The 16,432-nt window shown below is 43.5% G+C and carries 14 protein-coding genes; 3 read left to right on the top strand and 11 right to left on the bottom strand.

The annotated features are described in order from the left end of the window. Nucleotides 1-52 precede the first annotated feature (52 nt). The 7 genes from ilvB to SNE25_RS19820 all read right to left on the bottom strand — a co-directional run bounded on the left by ilvB (nucleotide 53) and on the right by SNE25_RS19820 (nucleotide 9,189). Complete coding sequence (gene ilvB, locus SNE25_RS19850; protein WP_321560739.1) at nucleotides 53-1,789, bottom strand: biosynthetic-type acetolactate synthase large subunit; 1,737 nt, start codon at nucleotides 1,787-1,789, stop codon at nucleotides 53-55. Nucleotides 1,790-1,829: 40 nt separating this feature from the next. Continuing rightward, nucleotides 1,830-3,485 (bottom strand): MFS transporter, encoded by a 1,656-nt coding sequence (locus SNE25_RS19845; RefSeq protein WP_321560738.1) that lies wholly within the window; start codon nucleotides 3,483-3,485, stop codon nucleotides 1,830-1,832. Nucleotides 3,486-3,491: 6 nt separating this feature from the next. Then, complete coding sequence (locus SNE25_RS19840; protein ID WP_321560737.1) at nucleotides 3,492-4,535, bottom strand: HlyD family secretion protein; 1,044 nt, start codon at nucleotides 4,533-4,535, stop codon at nucleotides 3,492-3,494. A gap of 11 nt (nucleotides 4,536-4,546) precedes the next feature. Next, complete coding sequence (locus SNE25_RS19835; RefSeq protein WP_321560736.1) at nucleotides 4,547-5,905, bottom strand: TolC family protein; 1,359 nt, start codon at nucleotides 5,903-5,905, stop codon at nucleotides 4,547-4,549. Beyond that, nucleotides 5,898-6,539 carry a TetR/AcrR family transcriptional regulator gene (locus tag SNE25_RS19830; protein WP_321560735.1) on the bottom strand — a complete coding sequence of 214 codons (642 nt, stop codon included), beginning with the start codon at nucleotides 6,537-6,539 and terminating at the stop codon, nucleotides 5,898-5,900. The genes SNE25_RS19835 and SNE25_RS19830 overlap by 8 nt, the downstream gene beginning before the upstream one ends. Before the next feature lie 121 nt (nucleotides 6,540-6,660). Next, nucleotides 6,661-7,533 (bottom strand): helix-turn-helix domain-containing protein, encoded by an 873-nt coding sequence (locus tag SNE25_RS19825; protein ID WP_321560734.1) that lies wholly within the window; start codon nucleotides 7,531-7,533, stop codon nucleotides 6,661-6,663. Nucleotides 7,534-7,689: 156 nt separating this feature from the next. Then, nucleotides 7,690-9,189 (bottom strand): glycoside hydrolase family 43 protein, encoded by a 1,500-nt coding sequence (locus SNE25_RS19820; RefSeq protein ID WP_321560733.1) that lies wholly within the window; start codon nucleotides 9,187-9,189, stop codon nucleotides 7,690-7,692. A gap of 336 nt (nucleotides 9,190-9,525) precedes the next feature. On the opposite strand from SNE25_RS19820, the gene SNE25_RS19815 reads away from it, so the two are divergent. The 3 genes from SNE25_RS19815 (at nucleotide 9,526) to SNE25_RS19805 (ending at nucleotide 11,105) form a co-directional block, all read left to right on the top strand. Continuing rightward, nucleotides 9,526-10,140, top strand: coding sequence for an RNA polymerase sigma factor (locus SNE25_RS19815; RefSeq protein WP_321560732.1), 615 nt, complete (start codon nucleotides 9,526-9,528; stop codon nucleotides 10,138-10,140). Then, nucleotides 10,130-10,897 (top strand): hypothetical protein, encoded by a 768-nt coding sequence (locus tag SNE25_RS19810; RefSeq protein ID WP_321560731.1) that lies wholly within the window; start codon nucleotides 10,130-10,132, stop codon nucleotides 10,895-10,897. Before SNE25_RS19815 ends, SNE25_RS19810 begins: the two co-directional genes overlap by 11 nt. A gap of 70 nt (nucleotides 10,898-10,967) precedes the next feature. After that, on the top strand, nucleotides 10,968-11,105 hold the full coding sequence (locus tag SNE25_RS19805; RefSeq protein WP_321560730.1) for a hypothetical protein: 138 nt from the start codon (nucleotides 10,968-10,970) through the stop codon (nucleotides 11,103-11,105). On the opposite strand, the gene SNE25_RS19800 is transcribed toward SNE25_RS19805, so the two are convergent. From SNE25_RS19800 to SNE25_RS19785, 4 genes are all read right to left on the bottom strand, one after another. After that, complete coding sequence (locus SNE25_RS19800; RefSeq protein ID WP_321560729.1) at nucleotides 11,079-13,883, bottom strand: CHAT domain-containing protein; 2,805 nt, start codon at nucleotides 13,881-13,883, stop codon at nucleotides 11,079-11,081. The genes SNE25_RS19805 and SNE25_RS19800 overlap by 27 nt on opposite strands. 41 nt (nucleotides 13,884-13,924) lie before the next feature. Next, the gene (locus SNE25_RS19795; protein WP_321560728.1) at nucleotides 13,925-14,788 is read right to left on the bottom strand and encodes a flagellar basal body L-ring protein FlgH; all 864 of its coding nucleotides are present in this window, start codon (nucleotides 14,786-14,788) and stop codon (nucleotides 13,925-13,927) included. Between the two features lie 164 nt (nucleotides 14,789-14,952). After that, nucleotides 14,953-15,387 (bottom strand): hypothetical protein, encoded by a 435-nt coding sequence (locus SNE25_RS19790; RefSeq protein ID WP_321560727.1) that lies wholly within the window; start codon nucleotides 15,385-15,387, stop codon nucleotides 14,953-14,955. A gap of 171 nt (nucleotides 15,388-15,558) precedes the next feature. Next, nucleotides 15,559-16,413, bottom strand: coding sequence for a DUF2182 domain-containing protein (locus tag SNE25_RS19785; protein ID WP_321560726.1), 855 nt, complete (start codon nucleotides 16,411-16,413; stop codon nucleotides 15,559-15,561). Nucleotides 16,414-16,432 lie beyond the last annotated feature (19 nt).

Raw genomic sequence — 16,432 nt, 5'->3', positions numbered from 1 at the left:
TGGAATGATCTGCTTAACTAATATATGCGGATCATTCCAGGTATTTCCGTTGTTACTTCAGCCTGATCTCACTTAAACTGGCCCCTTGCGGCACCATCGGGAAAACGTTATTTTCTTTGCTTACCAGTATTTCAAGCAAGAATGCCCCTTTGCTATTCATCATTTCGGTTAGGGCTACCGGGAGCTCTTCCCGGTCAGACACCCATTTGCTCTCAATCCGGTAAGCAGCGGCCAGCGCAACAAAATCAGGATTATCCAGATCACAAAACGAATAGCGGCTGTCGCTGAATAACTCCTGCCACTGACGGATCATCCCTAAAAAGCGGTTATTTAAAATGATCATCTTTATATCTACCTTATTTTGCATTATAGTGCCCAATTCCTGCAGGTTCATCTGGAAACCGCCGTCGCCGGCAATGGTGACGACCGTCCGATCAGGCGCGCCATATTTTGCGCCGATGGCAGCAGGCAGGGCAAAGCCCATGGTCCCCAAACCACCGCTTGTCACATTGCTTCGAGTTTTATTCAGTTTAGCATACCGGCTGGCTATCATCTGGTTCTGACCAACATCAGACACAATAATGGCATCGCCCTGAGTAAGTTCATTCAGATGACGCATTACTTCGCCCATGGTTATATCGTCCGATGCCGGGTTTAATTCCGGCGTGATCACCGTATCCAGTTCTTCCTGGTAATAAGCCCGGAACTGTGCCAGCCAATTGGTATGCTCTCTTTGCTCAATCAGGGCAGTGAGCATCGGGAGGGTTTCCTTGCAATCGCCCCAAACGGGCACGGTCGATTTTACGTTTTTGTCAATCTCGGCCGGGTCTATATCAAGGTGTATCACTTTAGCTTGTTTGGCATATTTATCTAAACGGCCGGTAACCCGGTCGTCAAAGCGCATACCTATGGCAATTAGTAAGTCGCACTCGTTGGTGAGCAGGTTTGGCGCGTAGTTGCCGTGCATACCCAGCATGCCTACATTAAGCGGATGGTCGGTTGAGATAGCACCGGCGCCTAAAATTGTCCATGCGCTTGGAATACCCGCCTTTTCAATGAAGGTTTTAAATTCTGCCTCAGCACTGCCTATGATCACGCCTTGCCCCCAAATAACTAAAGGCTTTTGAGCCTGACTAATTAATATGGCCGCCTGGGCAATGTGTTCGGGGCGTACAACTGGTTTGGGGCGGTAACTCCGGATATGATCACATCGGGTGTAGCCTTTATAATTGAACATTTGCAGTTGCGCGTTCTTGGTAATATCGATCAGCACCGGTCCCGGTCTGCCACTACGGGCAATGTAAAATGCTTTTGCCAATACAGAAGGGATCTCTTCCGCGTCGGTTACCTGATAATTCCATTTGGTTACCGGGGCGGTCATGTTGATGATATCCGTTTCCTGGAAGGCATCCGATCCTAAAAGATGGGCGTAAACCTGTCCTGTAATACAAACAACGGGTGTGCTGTCTATCATGGCATCGGCAATACCGGTTATCATATTGGTGGCGCCGGGGCCGCTTGTTGCAAAAGCCACGCCCACTTTTCCGGAGGTGCGTGCATATCCCTGGGCGGCATGAATGGCACCTTGTTCGTGCCGCACCAAAATGTGCTCAAGCTTCCCGCTGTAATCAAATAACGCGTCATATATGGCGATATTGGCGCCTCCGGGTATTCCAAAAAAAACGTCAACTCCTTCGGCAATCAATGCTTCCAATATTGCCACCGATCCCAGAATTTGTTTTGCTTCGGGTGTTGTTATACCTGTTGTTTTCTGTTCTTCAATTTCCATTTTTATTATGTTTTAAAGCAAAAGTAGACTGCCTGTGCTATCATCTTTTTTCGGAAATGGTCAAAGTTTTTATCATTCCCGCCATATTTAAGATTCGATCGCCCAACACCATCGCCATTCGCTGTTTGTTCAGGTGCAGCCAGATTTTTCCTATGGCGGGAATGACCAGCATCAATAGCGCCACAACCAGCGAAAGTATGGCAAAACCGATAAACAAAGCCCGGTTGGTTAGTAACTGGCTTTGCTGTGTAAGATTTTGCCATACCGCTGCATTCGCCAGGACGGAGGCCTGTTCAACGGTAAACCCTTTTGAAGCATAAAGCTCCCGGTAGTTAGTCAAGCGGGTAGCCATATTTTGGTTGTCCGTTGTCAGATAACCTAAAAAACCTTCTTTGAAATACTGGTTAAAATATAGCTGCAGGTTATAAAACCCGGCAAAAGAATTGGCGGTGGCGGTAAAACGTGTACAGGCAGCTACGAGCATTCCGCTCATGCCGGCATAAGCCGGGGTTGATGAAAGTACATAGATCATAATCGGTACAAACAAAAAACCAGAAGCAACACCCTGTAAAAACACCGGTAAAAGCAGATCGGTAAAAGCGAGGTCGGGAGTCAGCAAAAAGCTCATCCAGCAATTGAAGGCGCCAAGCAATGCAAATCCAGCTATAAGTAATCCTTTAATCGTAACTTTTTTAACGAGCATCAGCCGGATGACTACAACCAGCACGCCAACCATTCCGACAATATTCCACAAAGCGAGCGTCATCACCTGGAGTGCGCTCCATTTAAGTACACCGCCGGCATAATTATACACAAGGTTGATACTGTCCTTACAGCCATAATAAATGGCCAGCAAACATACAGCAGCCACAAAATTGCGGGATTTAAAGATGCTGAGATGAATTACCGGCCGCTTTAGCATATACTGCCTGTATAAAAACAAGACAACACCGATTACGGTAGCGATAGCTCCCCGACGAATCCTTACATCGGCAAACCAGTAATACTTCGAGCCATAAATAGTGGTATAGGCCAGTGACAAAGCGGCACAGGCAAATATCACCACACCGGCCCAGTCAACCTGGTACAAAGGGTAATGCCTGGTTACTGATTTTTCCTTTAACATCAATAGAATGATGACCAGTAGCAGCAGTTGAAACAAGACGAGGTAATAGTAGGTCACCTTCCAATCCGCTGATTCTACCACTACGCCAGCCAGCAAACCGATGAGCACAGCATTGCTGAGCAAGGTTCCATAAAACACGGCCGGCGCTACGGTTTTCGCCCGTTCTGAAGGAAGCCGGGTAAACACCAGTAACAACCCAAACACAATTACATTGGCCGTAATAATTCCCTGCGCAAAACGGATGATCAAAAACAGATTGATATCCTGGCAATACAGACAAGCAATATTGAGCACAATTGCCATCATCATACTTGCCAATAAATAACTCCGTGTCTGGAAGTATTTAAAAAAGCGAAACTGTAAAGGTAAAACCGTGATAATGCCTGCATAAGTTGACATCACACCAAACTGAATATCTTCAGGCTGTGCGCCCAGGTAGGCAACCATGTAGCTTTGGGTAAGTACAAACAAACCCAGTTGCACCAGGCCCGACACCATAATGAAGAACAGCGCAATGCGCACACCCCAATGCCAGCCGGTTATCCAATTTTTAAAATATGCCGATTCCATAATGATTTATGATCTTTTTTTAACCGCTACGGTTACGCTCATTCCAGGTACCACTTTCTCGCCGCGCTCATCTGCAAACTCAATTTTTACCGGCACACGTTGGATAATTTTCACAAAATTCCCGGTCGAGTTATCCGGCGGCAAAAGTGAAAAGCGCGAACCGGTTGAGCCGGCGATGGCTTTGATACGGCCTTTGTATACCTTATGATTAATGGCATCAACCCTGATTTCTACCGACTGTCCTACATACATGCCGGCTACCTGCGTTTCCTTATAGTTTGCGGTAATCCACTTTTCTTTTTCGTCTATGATGCTTACCAGCGGTTGCCCCGGCTGAATCTGCTGACCCTCCAGTATGTTTTTACGCCCTAGCACGCCCGTGTATGGTGCGCGGATAACAGTGTATGATAGGTTGAGCCTGGCCAGCTCCAGCGAGGCTTGCTTGTGTTTAATATCTGCCTGCAGCACGGCGAAATGTGTTTTAAGTTCTGCAATTCGTGCTTCGTTGGTTTTCAGGCTGTTGATGGCTGCACTATAATCGCTTTCGGCCACATCATAGTGTGCTTTAACCTGCTCCAGGTCGGCCCCCGTAGCAGCTTCTTCTTTTACCAGGTTGGTGTACCGGCGAATGTCCTGTTGTTGCTGTACATACCGGGCTTGTGCGCCTTTAATCTGATCCTGATTGATCCGTGTACCGGTTTCTGCCGAGCGGATGCTGGCATCGAGCACGGTTAGTTGTGCGTGGGCATCATCCATGGCGGCTTCGGCAGCTTCCAGTTGGGCGCGGTACTCCCGGTCGTCCAGCGTAACCAGCGTATCGCCTTGTTTTACGAGTTGATGCTCGTTAAAGTAAACATGCTGGATATATCCGCCGGCCCTTGCCGAAACCGGGTTGATGTAGGATTCTACCTGGGCATCATTAGTTTCTTCGTAGTGGGCGCTGTAGCTCAGGTATTGGAAAAAATATATAGACCCGGCAATTATTAAAACTAATGCCAAACCGGTGATAATTATATTCCCAGGATGCGTTTTGTGATTTTGCTTTTTCATTTTATGATGATTTATAAGTTCCCGCTTATGTAAAGAATGTAGTAGTAAATGGTCAACGCGTCAGTCTGAGCCTTTACCAGATTAAATCTTGATTCGTGGTACAAATTATCCGCATCCAGCAAATCCGTGAGCAACGCCAGTTGATTCAAATATTTGGTATTGACGATGCGGTAGTTAACCAACGCCTGCTCTACCGAGTGCTGATTAACCTCAATGCGATTAAGCGCTTCGCCATATTTGGAGTAATAAGCTTTGATATCCGTCCGAACATTATCAGTATAAGCATCCTGCTGCACTTCCATTTCTTTTACTCTGATCCGAGCCGCCGCCACCTTGCTTTTATTGTGATATAAAGATGAGATGCTATACTGTGCCTTTAGCCCGACAAACCCAATGGCATAAGCCTGGTTAACCGGCGGAAAGAACAGGTAATTAGGATAGTTTAAACCATAAGCGCTGTAAAAACTCATGCTTGGCATATTAGCACTTTTCACGGCTTTTAATCGCGATTGCTGCAGTATAACATTTTCAGCAGCTTTTCGAATAGTGTAAGATGAAGCTATGGCAGCGTCAATAAGCGGTAGCAACGAGCTCATCTGCGGTTTAGGCATCGCAGCTGAATCGACAGGCAGGATGCGTACAGAATCAGGAACGTTGATTAATACATCCAATTTTTGATTGGCAATCGTGATATCGTTTTCAGTCTGCTCCAGAGAGAGTTGAACATTAGACAATGTCACTTCCGCGCGCAACACATCGCTCCGGGTTACCTTCTGATTTTTGTATAACGCATTGATGTTGTTCAACCGGGATTGAGCCCTTTTCAATTGATCAAGGATAAACTTTTGCAAGTCGTTAAGTCTCACCAGGTCCAGATATTGTCCGGCTGTCTGTAAGGCAATATTGCCCGACTGATCCCGCGTGTTTAGCCTGGCCAGGTTCAGTCGCGTGCTTGCCTCTTTTTGCATAGCCCGCTGTCTGCCACCGTTATAAATATTAAATAAAGCATCGGCACCCAAAGTGGCAGCGTTCGACGTTGGCGACCTGGGCACGGTCGTGGAATGACTAAGGCCTTCTGAAAACAAGGTAAGGCTTGAGAAACGCTGATAAGATCCATTGATATTGATGCTGGGCAGCGCGGCGTTGTAAGCATCTTTGCGATCTTGACCGACGGCGCTCTCTTCCATATTGGCTGCCTGTACCCATTTGTTTTGGCTTTTGGCAAATTGTACCGCTTCTGTAAGCGTAAGTCTGTAGTTACTGCCCGGTTGTTCCTGAGCGCTGCCTGTTGCCGACAGTATTAAAATGAACAATGATAAAACAGCGGGCCGGAAATGTGGCCTTTTGCCGTGGTGGATATAATTACTCATGACAATTTACTTTTAATGGATTATGGTTTTTCAGATAAAGCATTGACATCACATAATTTAATATCCGGTTGGCAGGATTACTGGATGATGATTGATTTAAATGACTGTGAGCGGGTAAATGATCCGTATAGAGCGACGGCACCAGGGCCAGTATATTCAGCGCAAAAACTTCCTCGTCTACAGTTTTAAAATATCCCCTGGCTATTCCGCATCTGAGCATCTGGAGCAGGAAATCATAGATACGGGTCCTGGCTTCCAGTAACCGGCTTATAATAAACGGATGCTGTGTAGTAACCAATTCATTACGAACCAGTTGATGAAAACTTCGATTGGAGGCGACCCGCCCGATATAGGCAGCTAAATATGATCTCAGCTTTTTGGCCGGATCAACATCAAGGCATTCGAACCGGCTGATCTCTTCGTGGACCTCTTTCAGGCGCAGATCGAAAATGTTGAGGTAAAGCGCTTCTTTGGAACCGAAATAATAGCTGACCATTGCCGAACTCATGCCCGATCTTTGAGCGATGAGCCTGATGGATGCACCGGCAAAGCTGTATTGAGCAAACACATCTTCTGCAATGATCAACATAGTTTCTTTGGATCCGTGTGAACTGATGTGTGCCGGCTTTGTCATGTCTAAACTTTATTAATTGTTTAATAGGACAAATTTCCGGAGAAAGAGCTGGCAAAAATAGGCCGGATCACCTCAATGTTCGTCGAAATGGCTTATTTCAGCCAAAAGAAGAAGACAACATTCAATCAAATTTCTTCCGGTATTCAACAGGCGACATCCCTGTACCCGCACGGAAGAATTTACCAAAAACAGACTGGTCGGAAAAATTGAGCATCCCGCTGATCTGGGATACGGTGAGCGTTTTATTCTGCAACAACACTTTGGCTTCAAGGATTATGGCATCATCTATCCATTTCCCGGCAGAGCGGCCCGTTTGCTTTTTAATAGCTGCAGAAAGTGATTTGGCGGTCATATTCAGTTGATCTGCATAAAAATCAAGCTTGCGCTCATACTTATAATAGTTATTGAGCAGCACCCTGAATTTGGCAAACAAAGGATGGGATTTTACGGGTACCGGTATCTCGGAGGCATGTTGCCGGTGATAGTCATCCACCTCATAAACCAATGCAAAGATGTAACTCCGGATAATATCAGCCCGATGGAAATTGACTGCGGTATATGTAAGTCGGAGCAGCTCATATAGTTTGACGAATTTGATAACACCAGGTTTTTTCAGTGGCAGCACATGCAGATCGCTGTTTTCAAAAAACTGGTACCTGGCCAGAAAAAAATGATCGGCATGGCTTTGCAGCAAAAAAGTGTCTTTAAAAAAAATGACATCCATTTTCAGGTGATCGCTGCTCTTGGTAAAATACCGGATAACCGATGGACCTAAGGTGATGACCGACGGAGCGATAACCTCGCGGGATGTAAAACCGGCATTCATTTTCACGCTGCCTTCTTTTATAAATACTATTGCGTAGCTCTCGGCCCTATACGGCTCTTCGTAATAAGGACGGTCACCGGAGTTTACGAAAAGATATTCCGCGTTAGGATCGGGTACCTCAAAGAGCCGGCTGTGCCTGGAAAGCGAAAAGATTTTTATGTTGTTCACAACATAAAAATACAAGATAGATCGGATTTTCGTCCATAAATGTCTGGCCGATTTGAATAAACTAACCGCTTAAAAGCAACTATACCTTTGTTTATTCAGATTGATATTTAAAAAAATTAATTACCATGGACCGTTCAGAAAGTCAATAAGGAACAACTAATGGTCCATCAAAATGCTGAAATTTGCAAACTGAGCATTGAGACTGCTATCACCTTTAAAATGCAGGCCTATTCTTGGGCTCCTGTCCCATTGCGGTAAGGCATCCACTTTCAGCGTGTCAGCTGTCAATAGGGGTAACCAGCCTTTTTTGCCCTGCTGATAATAAAACTTACATCGCTTGCCTGTAGTTAGTTCCAGTCTGAGTTGCGCTGGCTCCTTCAAAACGGGAGCTTCTGCTAAGACAGAAAAATTATGCTCACTGATCTGCCATACAAGCACCCGGTTATTCTGGATGCCTATGCCTAAAGCCGCGTTAACATCACCGTAAAAGGATAGGCCTTTAAGCGCCTCATTGTAATTAAGCACGGTAACATTCATCACAAAGCTGCCCGAAACAGGCCTTGAAGTAAGGACAACGCCTGTTTGATTGTCGGGTTTAACATTCCCGGATAGGTAAAGTACGCCTTTTTGCTGACTTATGTCAGGGGTTGCATGTCGAAAATCCCATTGCCAAAACTTGCTTATAGCAGGTGCCATAAATTTGTCAATAATATCCGGCGCTTTATTACCAACTACCTGTTGTGGTTTAAACCGCGGCCACCCGCTATTCTCAGGCCAAACCAATTCGGATAGTAGCGCCTGCCTGCCGGTGAGTACCGAACTTTCCTTATTGTACGCATGGTGCAGGTAATAGTAGTTGCCACTTTCGCCTGTTACAAACGTGCCATGCCCCATGCATTTCCATTTATTGTTTTCGGCCAAAACAGGGTTGCCCGCATATAATTCGTAAGGCCCGCTAAAGCCTTTTGCACGGGCTACCTGTACATTATAACTGCATTGTATGCCACAGCAATTACCTGCCGAGTAAAACAAATAATAGTAGCCATCCTTTTTAAGGATGCTTTGCCCCTCCATTCCTAAACGCTGTTCATCTTTAAGCAAGGAGAATATATTACCCTCAAGCTTTAAACCGTCGGCGGAAAGTTTGCTGGCCAGCAGTTCGATCGGGCGTTTATCTAAACCGTAAGCTTTAAAGGTAATATACAACTGCCCTCCATCATTAAAAACAAAGGCATCAATAGCCTCTTTGCCGAAAGCAATAAGTACTCCATGGTCTTTGAATTCTTTATCCGGATATTTCGATGTGGCTACGCCGATGTAAGATGCATTGTCAGATTTACGCCGGGCAGTATAATAAATGTAGTAGGTGTTTTTTATTTTATAGTACTCTGGCGCCCAAAACGATCCTGACGTCCAATCTGGCGCCTTATCGAAAACGTAACCGCTCTGGTACCAGTTTTTTAAATCGGCAGACCGGTAGATTGGGAAATGAGGAGCCCACTCTGATGAAGTACCCACGGCAAAGTAAGTGCTCTTCACTTTAATAATCGAAGGATCTGCAAAATCTCCGGGAATAACGGCCCCGTCATTGCGCTGTGCAGATAGCATTAAAGGAGATGTCAGCAATAAAAGGCCGATGAGAAGATATTTTTTCATATGATGGCAATTTAGCTTAATCGGCGGATTGTTCAGGGGATTGGTCATATTATCTTTCAAATTTCCTTTTGGAAACACCTGATGATTGTTTAGCCAACGTGAAGGCAGGATTTAGAGAACAGAGCAACTTATTTATTTTTGGACTGCCCGGTAATTGTGGATAGTTTAACGGGAAAGACTTCAGTTAACGCAGCAACCGTAAAAGCTTGATAAGCGACAACCTCCGGAAACACTGAAGTTTTTTCACAGGCATTTTTTGGCTTTTGAAATAAAACAATTTTAAAAAAAGTACATTGGTTACATTGTAAACTACAGTATTTACTAACAACGTATTATATGAAGAAAGTCATATCGAATTTCTCCGATTGGGAGTTAATCGAAATGCTAAAAAAAGAGCATGTAAGCAATTTGGCTATCGGTTTTATATATCGCAGTTATTATGCTGTATTAAGCAATTATGTAAAGCAGAACCAGGGATCGGAGCAGGACGCCGAAGATGTTTTTCAGGAGATGATAGTCACCTTTATTGACATCGTAAGGCAGGGAAAGTTCAAAGGAGAATCAACCATCAAAACATTTTTATTCGCTCTTAATAAGTATACGTGGCTAAATGAGTTAAAGAAACGTGGAAGGGCAATGGCAAGAGACGGAAAATACGAAAACGAGAAAGATACGGATGAAAAAGATGTAAGTGATTTTTTAATTGAACGCGACGCCAAGAAGATGGTTATGACATTGATGGATAAACTGGGGGTTATATGCCGGCAAATTTTGACCGCTTATTATTATGATAACCTTTCAATGAAAGAGATATTACCAATGGTTAATTATGAAAACGAGCAGGTGCTCAGGAATAAAAAATATAAGTGTTTAAAAAGCCTGGAGGAGATGCTTTCTGCCAATCCGGGGTTGGCACAACAATTTAAAAGCGCATTATTATATGGACAATAACGGGCAGCCAAACGAAAAGTTGATACGGTATCTTGATGGTGAGCTAACCGGCGAAGCGCTAAGTGCTTTTGAAAAGTTGCTTACAGAAGATGCAGACATGCGGGCCGAGCTGGAAAATTTGCAGGCAGCTAAGTTAGTGGTGCAGCATTACGGCTTAAAACAGCAGGTAGCATCAGTACATCAGGAAATGATGAATGAGTTTAGGAATGAAGGAGCAAAATCGATACAGAGAAAAAGCTATCCTTTTATTCGTTATACAATGAGGATAGCAGCCGGATTATTTGTATTGCTGTTTTTATTTGGGGCTTATGAATATATAACCGTATCTCCGTCGAGGCTATCGGCAGATCATTACCGACCTTATGAACCCGGTGTTGAACGTGGCGCAAAAGAAACATCAGTTGTTGAAAAGGCCTATACCAATAAAGATTATTACGAGGTTATCTCCGGTGTTGAAAAAAACAAAAAACATACTGTAAAAGATTACTTTCTTAGCGCACAGGCGTATTTAGTTACACAACAGTTCTCCAGCGCCATCAGGGAATTTAATACTGTACTGCGGGACTCTTCTGGTAATTATAAGGACGATGCGGAGTATTATCTTGCAATCACCTATTTACGGAATAACGAGCCCGCGAAAACAAAGCCCTTATTCGAAAAAATATACCATGATAGCGATCATTTGTATCATGACAGGGTTACCTGCTTTACCCTGCTTAAACTAAAATTACTCCTCATCAAAAATCCTGGTCGATAAGCCGGGATTTTAAAACAGGGGGTTACATATCTTACTGTGGTGGATACTAAGTATAAAACAGAAAGGGATTATGAAAAGTTTAAAACAAAACAACATCAGCATAGCTATAATTTTATTAGGTGTGGTTACGGCTTATACAGCTGTAAAAAAGACAGTGTCAACCCAACAAGCGGGTGATGTTTTATTGATTGAGCCGGGGTTGTTTTAGGCGGTCCAGGTTTCTTTTTATGAAGAGGATAACGCAAAAAACGACTATAATCAGCAACCAGACAAAAAGGTAATGGTGCTCTTCCGTTTTTTCGAAGCCCCCTATTAAACGCAAATGGGCCCAATAACCAGATGCCTTTTTTGCAGATGGTATCTGGTCGTCATTAAGGTAGTCGAGCCGGGCTTCTTTTAATGCCTGGGTTATGGTATGTCCTTTTTTCAGATACGCATGTAATCTCGCGGAAATATAAGCTGTTGAAGCGTCGTCAGCCTTCCACATCGATGTAATGATATTATTGCACCCGGCGTATGAGAAAGCCCTTGAAAGACTCATCAGCCCTTCGCCCTTAATCAGCTCGCCCGTTCCGCTTTCGCAGGCGCTCAATATTACCAAAGCGGTTTTATCCAGTTTTAAATTATATATCTCTGGCTGATACAGTTTATAAGTAATTCCGGAAGCTGGTGCGGCCGGGTAAAACGCAATGTATGATTTGCCTGGGTTTAGGTCATTGACATACGCATGTGTGGCTAAATGAATAATGCCATATTGATGCGCGCTATTTAAAAATTGTTGCTTAGTAGCTTTTTCGTTAAACAGGGAAGTACCTCCCATGCTTTCGATTTCCTGTTTTGAGGCAGGTAACAGAGCCCAGTCCGGGGTCTCCATGTCTAAACTGTTTACCCTTTTATTAAACGGCGCTATGCCCAGTTTGCCTGGCTGGCTGTTAGCCAAATTGACATTGCTGTTTTGCAATATACCGCAGGAATAATTATAGGTGATGGAATATTTCCTCAACAGGTTCGTGCCCTCGTCATTAGCCAGTAATTCAAATGGTAAGTAATTAAGTTCATCGTCCGGAATGATCATTAGCGCATCCTTGCCGGCAAGAAATATTTCCGCGGGCTTGATCAGTTGCCCGTATAAATTTTTACCAAGTTCACGGATCTTACTGTTGTTGTTACCTTCCCGGTATTGAGCCTCCCTGAAAAAATCCTTAAGCACCGACATGAAATTGGATGTAAGCGGCCTGGTAAAGAAATCGAACCCATTATGGGTAATAACAAAGCATAAAATATTGACCTGACCAACGTGGTACGATAGGATGGCGCTTTGTGCAGGAATGTTTTTTTGAAGTAACGAAATATTAATACCGTTGCCTTGCACAGTCAATTGGCTAAAGCCCGTTTGCTGATTTATTTTTTGCTGTATAGCAAGCAGCTTAATGGTATAATCATTTATACGATATCTGAGTTTATTCAAAATAAGACTGTCAGTTTCGCCCGATGCCTGCAATGATATCCGGGTTATATTTTCCTTCAAAACAGCTTCCTGATGTAATAAAGATTGGGACACGCCGCTGCTGGTTTTTAATTTCGATTCTTCCAGGTATAAAGAAAGCGTGCTGGCTTTGTTTTCTTCGTCAAGGAAATAGGCTTGCTCAATATATTTTTTTTGATGAGTAAGATTGTATAATTGTAAACAGATATCAATAGGCAATTGGTGCGCTGCATATTTCCTGCTGCTGATCAGGTATCGTGCTTCATCATTTTCATAAAATCTTTCAATATGATCTGCCAGTTTGTAAAAGCATAAAAAGGTTTGTAACGATGCATCCAAATCTTTAATGTTGTGGTTTTGGGCGTACAATAGTTTAAAAGCCGAAGCTTTAGCCAGCAAGGTTTCCAGTAATTCATCGGCATTAAATACGCTATTAAAATTTTGAGGATTAGTATAAATATTATAGTCACGAAAATCCAAAAGCAGATTCTGGATGGCTCTCTGGTAATAATCCAGCCCCTTTATCAACTGTTGTTGCTGCACCCACGCATCGCCTGTATATTTTAAGGTGATGCCATAATCGCTGTTCTTGTGCGCTTTGCTGGCCTTGTTATTTAATGCCTGTGCCTTTTCCAAATATCCAAGCGCAGCCATATAATTGTTTTGCTGGAGATACGCTTTGCCCAGGTCATTTAATTTCTTTTTATCCTCGTATTTTACGCTTTTTAAATAATCAATAGCTTGTGCCGGTTGCACCATAGCCAGGTATACTGCGCCAATGTTGTGTAATAACTTATCTGTTTCAATATGGTAGGATAGGGCACCCTTATAAAGTTTTAGGGCCTCATCATATCTTTTTAACCGGCGATAAGCGGAGGCAAGGTTACTTTTGTAAGTCACCAATAGCGCGGTTTCGTAGGATGACTGGCTTTGTAACATGGAAATAGCTTTTTCGTAATATGGGATACTTTTATTGTAATTGCCTGTTGAATAAGCTACCACACCTAAGGTATTATATAGCCTTTCTATGCCACTGACCGTGGGGAACTTTTCCGCAATATTTTTTGCCTGGTTATAAAGTATTGCCGCGGAGTCGGGATTATCCTGCTGATAATAGCTGTTACCACAATAGAGTAATGGTTTAAATAGTACCGAATCTGGGAGAGCGGAGAGCTTTTTCTTTAAAATGAAAGATTTTTGAAAGTAGTCTATAGCTTCGCCAGACCGGTTTAGTACCTGTAAAAAAGCGCCCGTGCTAACATAGGTTTTAAACAGATAAGGAGCATCGGCATTTGTTTGAGATAAAATAGCAATAACTCTTTTATATAAAGTAAGGGCCTGCTGGTCTGTTTTATCGGTTGGGTTATCAGCAGCAGCCAGCTTTTCTGCATAACTAAAAAGCCTTTTGTATTCATTAGGTGATTGCTGAAAAGCATTTGCTGCAGGCCTGAAAAATAGCCATACAAAAAGCATACAAAGAATAAAACGGCCTGAATACATAAATTAAATATATTCAAAATATGCCGTATCGATGGTATTGACTATCGGCTTACCACAATAATACACGGTGGCCTTGCACGGGTGGCTTTTTTAGCATTTGTTGACAGGCTGGCCGTAATCAGGCTGCTGCTTTGAATAGCGGAGGGCGCGGAAGCTTCGGTCAATATGGAAGTTTTTCTCTCCTCCAATAAATCAGTAAGATATTGAGGGATTTCTTTGGCCGTCCGGTAGAAATATATTTTCACGTTCAGTCCATTTGGGGCCTTATTGCTATTATCGTTGATGCTATAGCGTAGCTTTACCTCTTCCGTAGCGCCGGTATCTATACTTTGGTTTCGCACTGATTGTGCAAGGTTAATACGCCCGTCATTGTTGTTAACCACAATGCCTGCCTTTTTACAGTCACCATCTTTGTCAAAAACGCTGCTTTTATTTGCACCGGGTAAAGCAAGTTTTGAATTGGCATTGTATATGGGCACGGCCACACTATCCCCTTTTGATAAATTATATATTTTGTCCTGGTAATTGATACCCGAAATAATGACATAGGATGTTTGAGTTTCCCCACCCCCGGAAGGCGTAAACGTAACTTTATATTTGAGGCCGGTTTCACTTTTATTTATGTCTATCTCGCCTGTAGCTTCTTCTAACTTAAGCCCGTCGGGAATGCTGCTGTAGGTACCGGCTTTGGCATTTACCGGTTTTATAGTAATATCAGTTTGCTGAACAAAGAAAAGAGAATCAGAATAGATCCCTTTGTTTTGATCGCCTGGCCCCTGACCCGGAGGTGTTTCAGGTGGTGGTGTTACCGCAGGATCGGGAAGCGGTGTTTTTTTATCTTTAGAGCATGACAAAAACAGGCACAGAATGCAAGCAAGTGTAAAGCTATTTAACCTTCTAACCATTTGTTCGGTTTAATTTTAAGGCAATATTGTTACCTAATTTAACAAAAAGTATTTGATAAAAAAATGATTTGGCGACAGGTATTGTGTTTTAATAACTTGTAAAATATTTCAACAGCTAAAGCCCGTAACTAATTACGGGCTTTAGAAAAAAGAAGGAAATCGTATTATTTGTCTCTTTCTATTTTTACAAGTGTGCCATTAGCTTTAAAAGAAGCTTCATAAGCAACGCCTTTTCTTGTAAAATGTGCTTTATATAATCCATCACTGGTTAACTTCCATTCCCTGATAACGCTGCCGGGATACAACTTATTAAACGCGGCAGTAACCTTTGTGGGAACGGTGATATTCCTATCATCCTTACCACTGTGTTTAGGTAAATTGTCATCATTGGCATCATGTTTTACGCCATCGTCAGCTCCGCTGTGTTTAGGCAAATTGTCGTCATTAGCATCGTGGTTAATGTTGTCGTCTGCGCCACCATGTTTAGAGGCTACGGTGTTTACATCAGGAGTGGAGCTTACCGGTGCAACACCATCTGTTTTTCTGCAGGAAGCAAATGCAAGGGCAGCAATTGCGAGAATTAAAGTTGACTTTTTCATAATAATTTGATTTAAATTTATTGTTAGTCAACTTCCAACCGGGTAATGTAACCACTAATTGAAATTTATTTCATGAATAGTTTTGGCTCAGCTTGATTTGATTCCGCCGGCTGTTGTTAAAGCGCATTACCTCTCCTATGGTCCAGGTTCCCCCTGAGCTATTTGAACTATTTAGAAAAGCGAATTAACTGTTGTGACCAACCCAAAACCAATAGCCGCAAAGCCTGAAGCGCTTATAACCAGGCCGGGCTTAGGTAAGAGTTTTTCCAGTGCAATGATGACTGTCACCAACACCATTACAAAAATGTTCATTACACCAATGACAAGAAGAATCAACATAGGGCCTGAACAACATATGGCGCACGATATTCCCTCGTTAAGGCCAATGTGCCATTTACTTTGATTTTTCAGGCGCGCAGTCATTACTCTGCATTGCCGTAGTCCGCGCATTTTCCATGGGCTAAGCTGAATAATTCCGGCCAGTACCAAAGCTAAACCGGATAATAAGGGTATCGTTTTGCTGAAAGCTGACGACTCCATCATTAACTGTCCCAGGGCCATACCAACCCCTGCCACTAAAATGCCAATAAGCAGCCAGACAAAAAAGTATCCGCTTGCTAACTGCAGCATCGATAGGCAAGCGGATAACTGGCGCTCATGATTTTGTGTCCGGCCATGGCGGAGCAGCATGGGGACCGCCGAAGGCAGCATCATGGCAATCATCATGCTCTCCCACATCAGCAGAAATGTTATCGCCGAACTTGCCCAGCCCTGTCCGGGCATCGGCATCCACATCATGGACATTTTCCATCCGCCGGGCATATCCATTCCCCCCGACATTGAACTGGTAAAATAAATGGTTGCGGCGACACTGGCAAGAAAAATAAGGCTGCTGATGATGATAAAAGCAATTCGACTTTTTTTTTCAAGGTGGTGTGCGGCTTTTTTAGATCGTTGTACCTCACGACCATGCATCTGCGCCGAATCGCCCTGCCGGGGCTCGTTTGATTGGTAGCCTATATTCATAACTCACTTTCTTTTAGCC

Origin of the sequence: Mucilaginibacter sabulilitoris, from assembly GCF_034262375.1 — a bacterium.
GTDB lineage: Bacteria > Bacteroidota > Bacteroidia > Sphingobacteriales > Sphingobacteriaceae > Mucilaginibacter > Mucilaginibacter sabulilitoris.
This window is presented reverse-complemented; position numbering and strand designations above follow the sequence as displayed.

What these genes read in the sequence shown, in the direction of transcription:
- SNE25_RS19835 (WP_321560736.1), bottom strand. Translation starts at nt 5,905, where the DNA reads ATGAGTAATTATATCCACCACGGCAAAAGGCCACATTTCCGGCCCGCT.
- SNE25_RS19815 (WP_321560732.1), top strand. Translation starts at nt 9,526, where the DNA reads ATGAAGAAAGTCATATCGAATTTCTCCGATTGGGAGTTAATCGAAATG.
- SNE25_RS19790 (WP_321560727.1), bottom strand. Translation starts at nt 15,387, where the DNA reads ATGAAAAAGTCAACTTTAATTCTCGCAATTGCTGCCCTTGCATTTGCT.
- SNE25_RS19840 (WP_321560737.1), bottom strand. Translation starts at nt 4,535, where the DNA reads ATGAAAAAGCAAAATCACAAAACGCATCCTGGGAATATAATTATCACC.
- SNE25_RS19845 (WP_321560738.1), bottom strand. Translation starts at nt 3,485, where the DNA reads ATGGAATCGGCATATTTTAAAAATTGGATAACCGGCTGGCATTGGGGT.
- ilvB (WP_321560739.1), bottom strand. Translation starts at nt 1,789, where the DNA reads ATGGAAATTGAAGAACAGAAAACAACAGGTATAACAACACCCGAAGCA.
- SNE25_RS19805 (WP_321560730.1), top strand. Translation starts at nt 10,968, where the DNA reads ATGAAAAGTTTAAAACAAAACAACATCAGCATAGCTATAATTTTATTA.
- SNE25_RS19830 (WP_321560735.1), bottom strand. Translation starts at nt 6,539, where the DNA reads ATGACAAAGCCGGCACACATCAGTTCACACGGATCCAAAGAAACTATG.
- SNE25_RS19820 (WP_321560733.1), bottom strand. Translation starts at nt 9,189, where the DNA reads ATGAAAAAATATCTTCTCATCGGCCTTTTATTGCTGACATCTCCTTTA.
- SNE25_RS19810 (WP_321560731.1), top strand. Translation starts at nt 10,130, where the DNA reads ATGGACAATAACGGGCAGCCAAACGAAAAGTTGATACGGTATCTTGAT.
- SNE25_RS19800 (WP_321560729.1), bottom strand. Translation starts at nt 13,883, where the DNA reads ATGTATTCAGGCCGTTTTATTCTTTGTATGCTTTTTGTATGGCTATTT.
- SNE25_RS19795 (WP_321560728.1), bottom strand. Translation starts at nt 14,788, where the DNA reads ATGGTTAGAAGGTTAAATAGCTTTACACTTGCTTGCATTCTGTGCCTG.
- SNE25_RS19785 (WP_321560726.1), bottom strand. Translation starts at nt 16,413, where the DNA reads ATGAATATAGGCTACCAATCAAACGAGCCCCGGCAGGGCGATTCGGCG.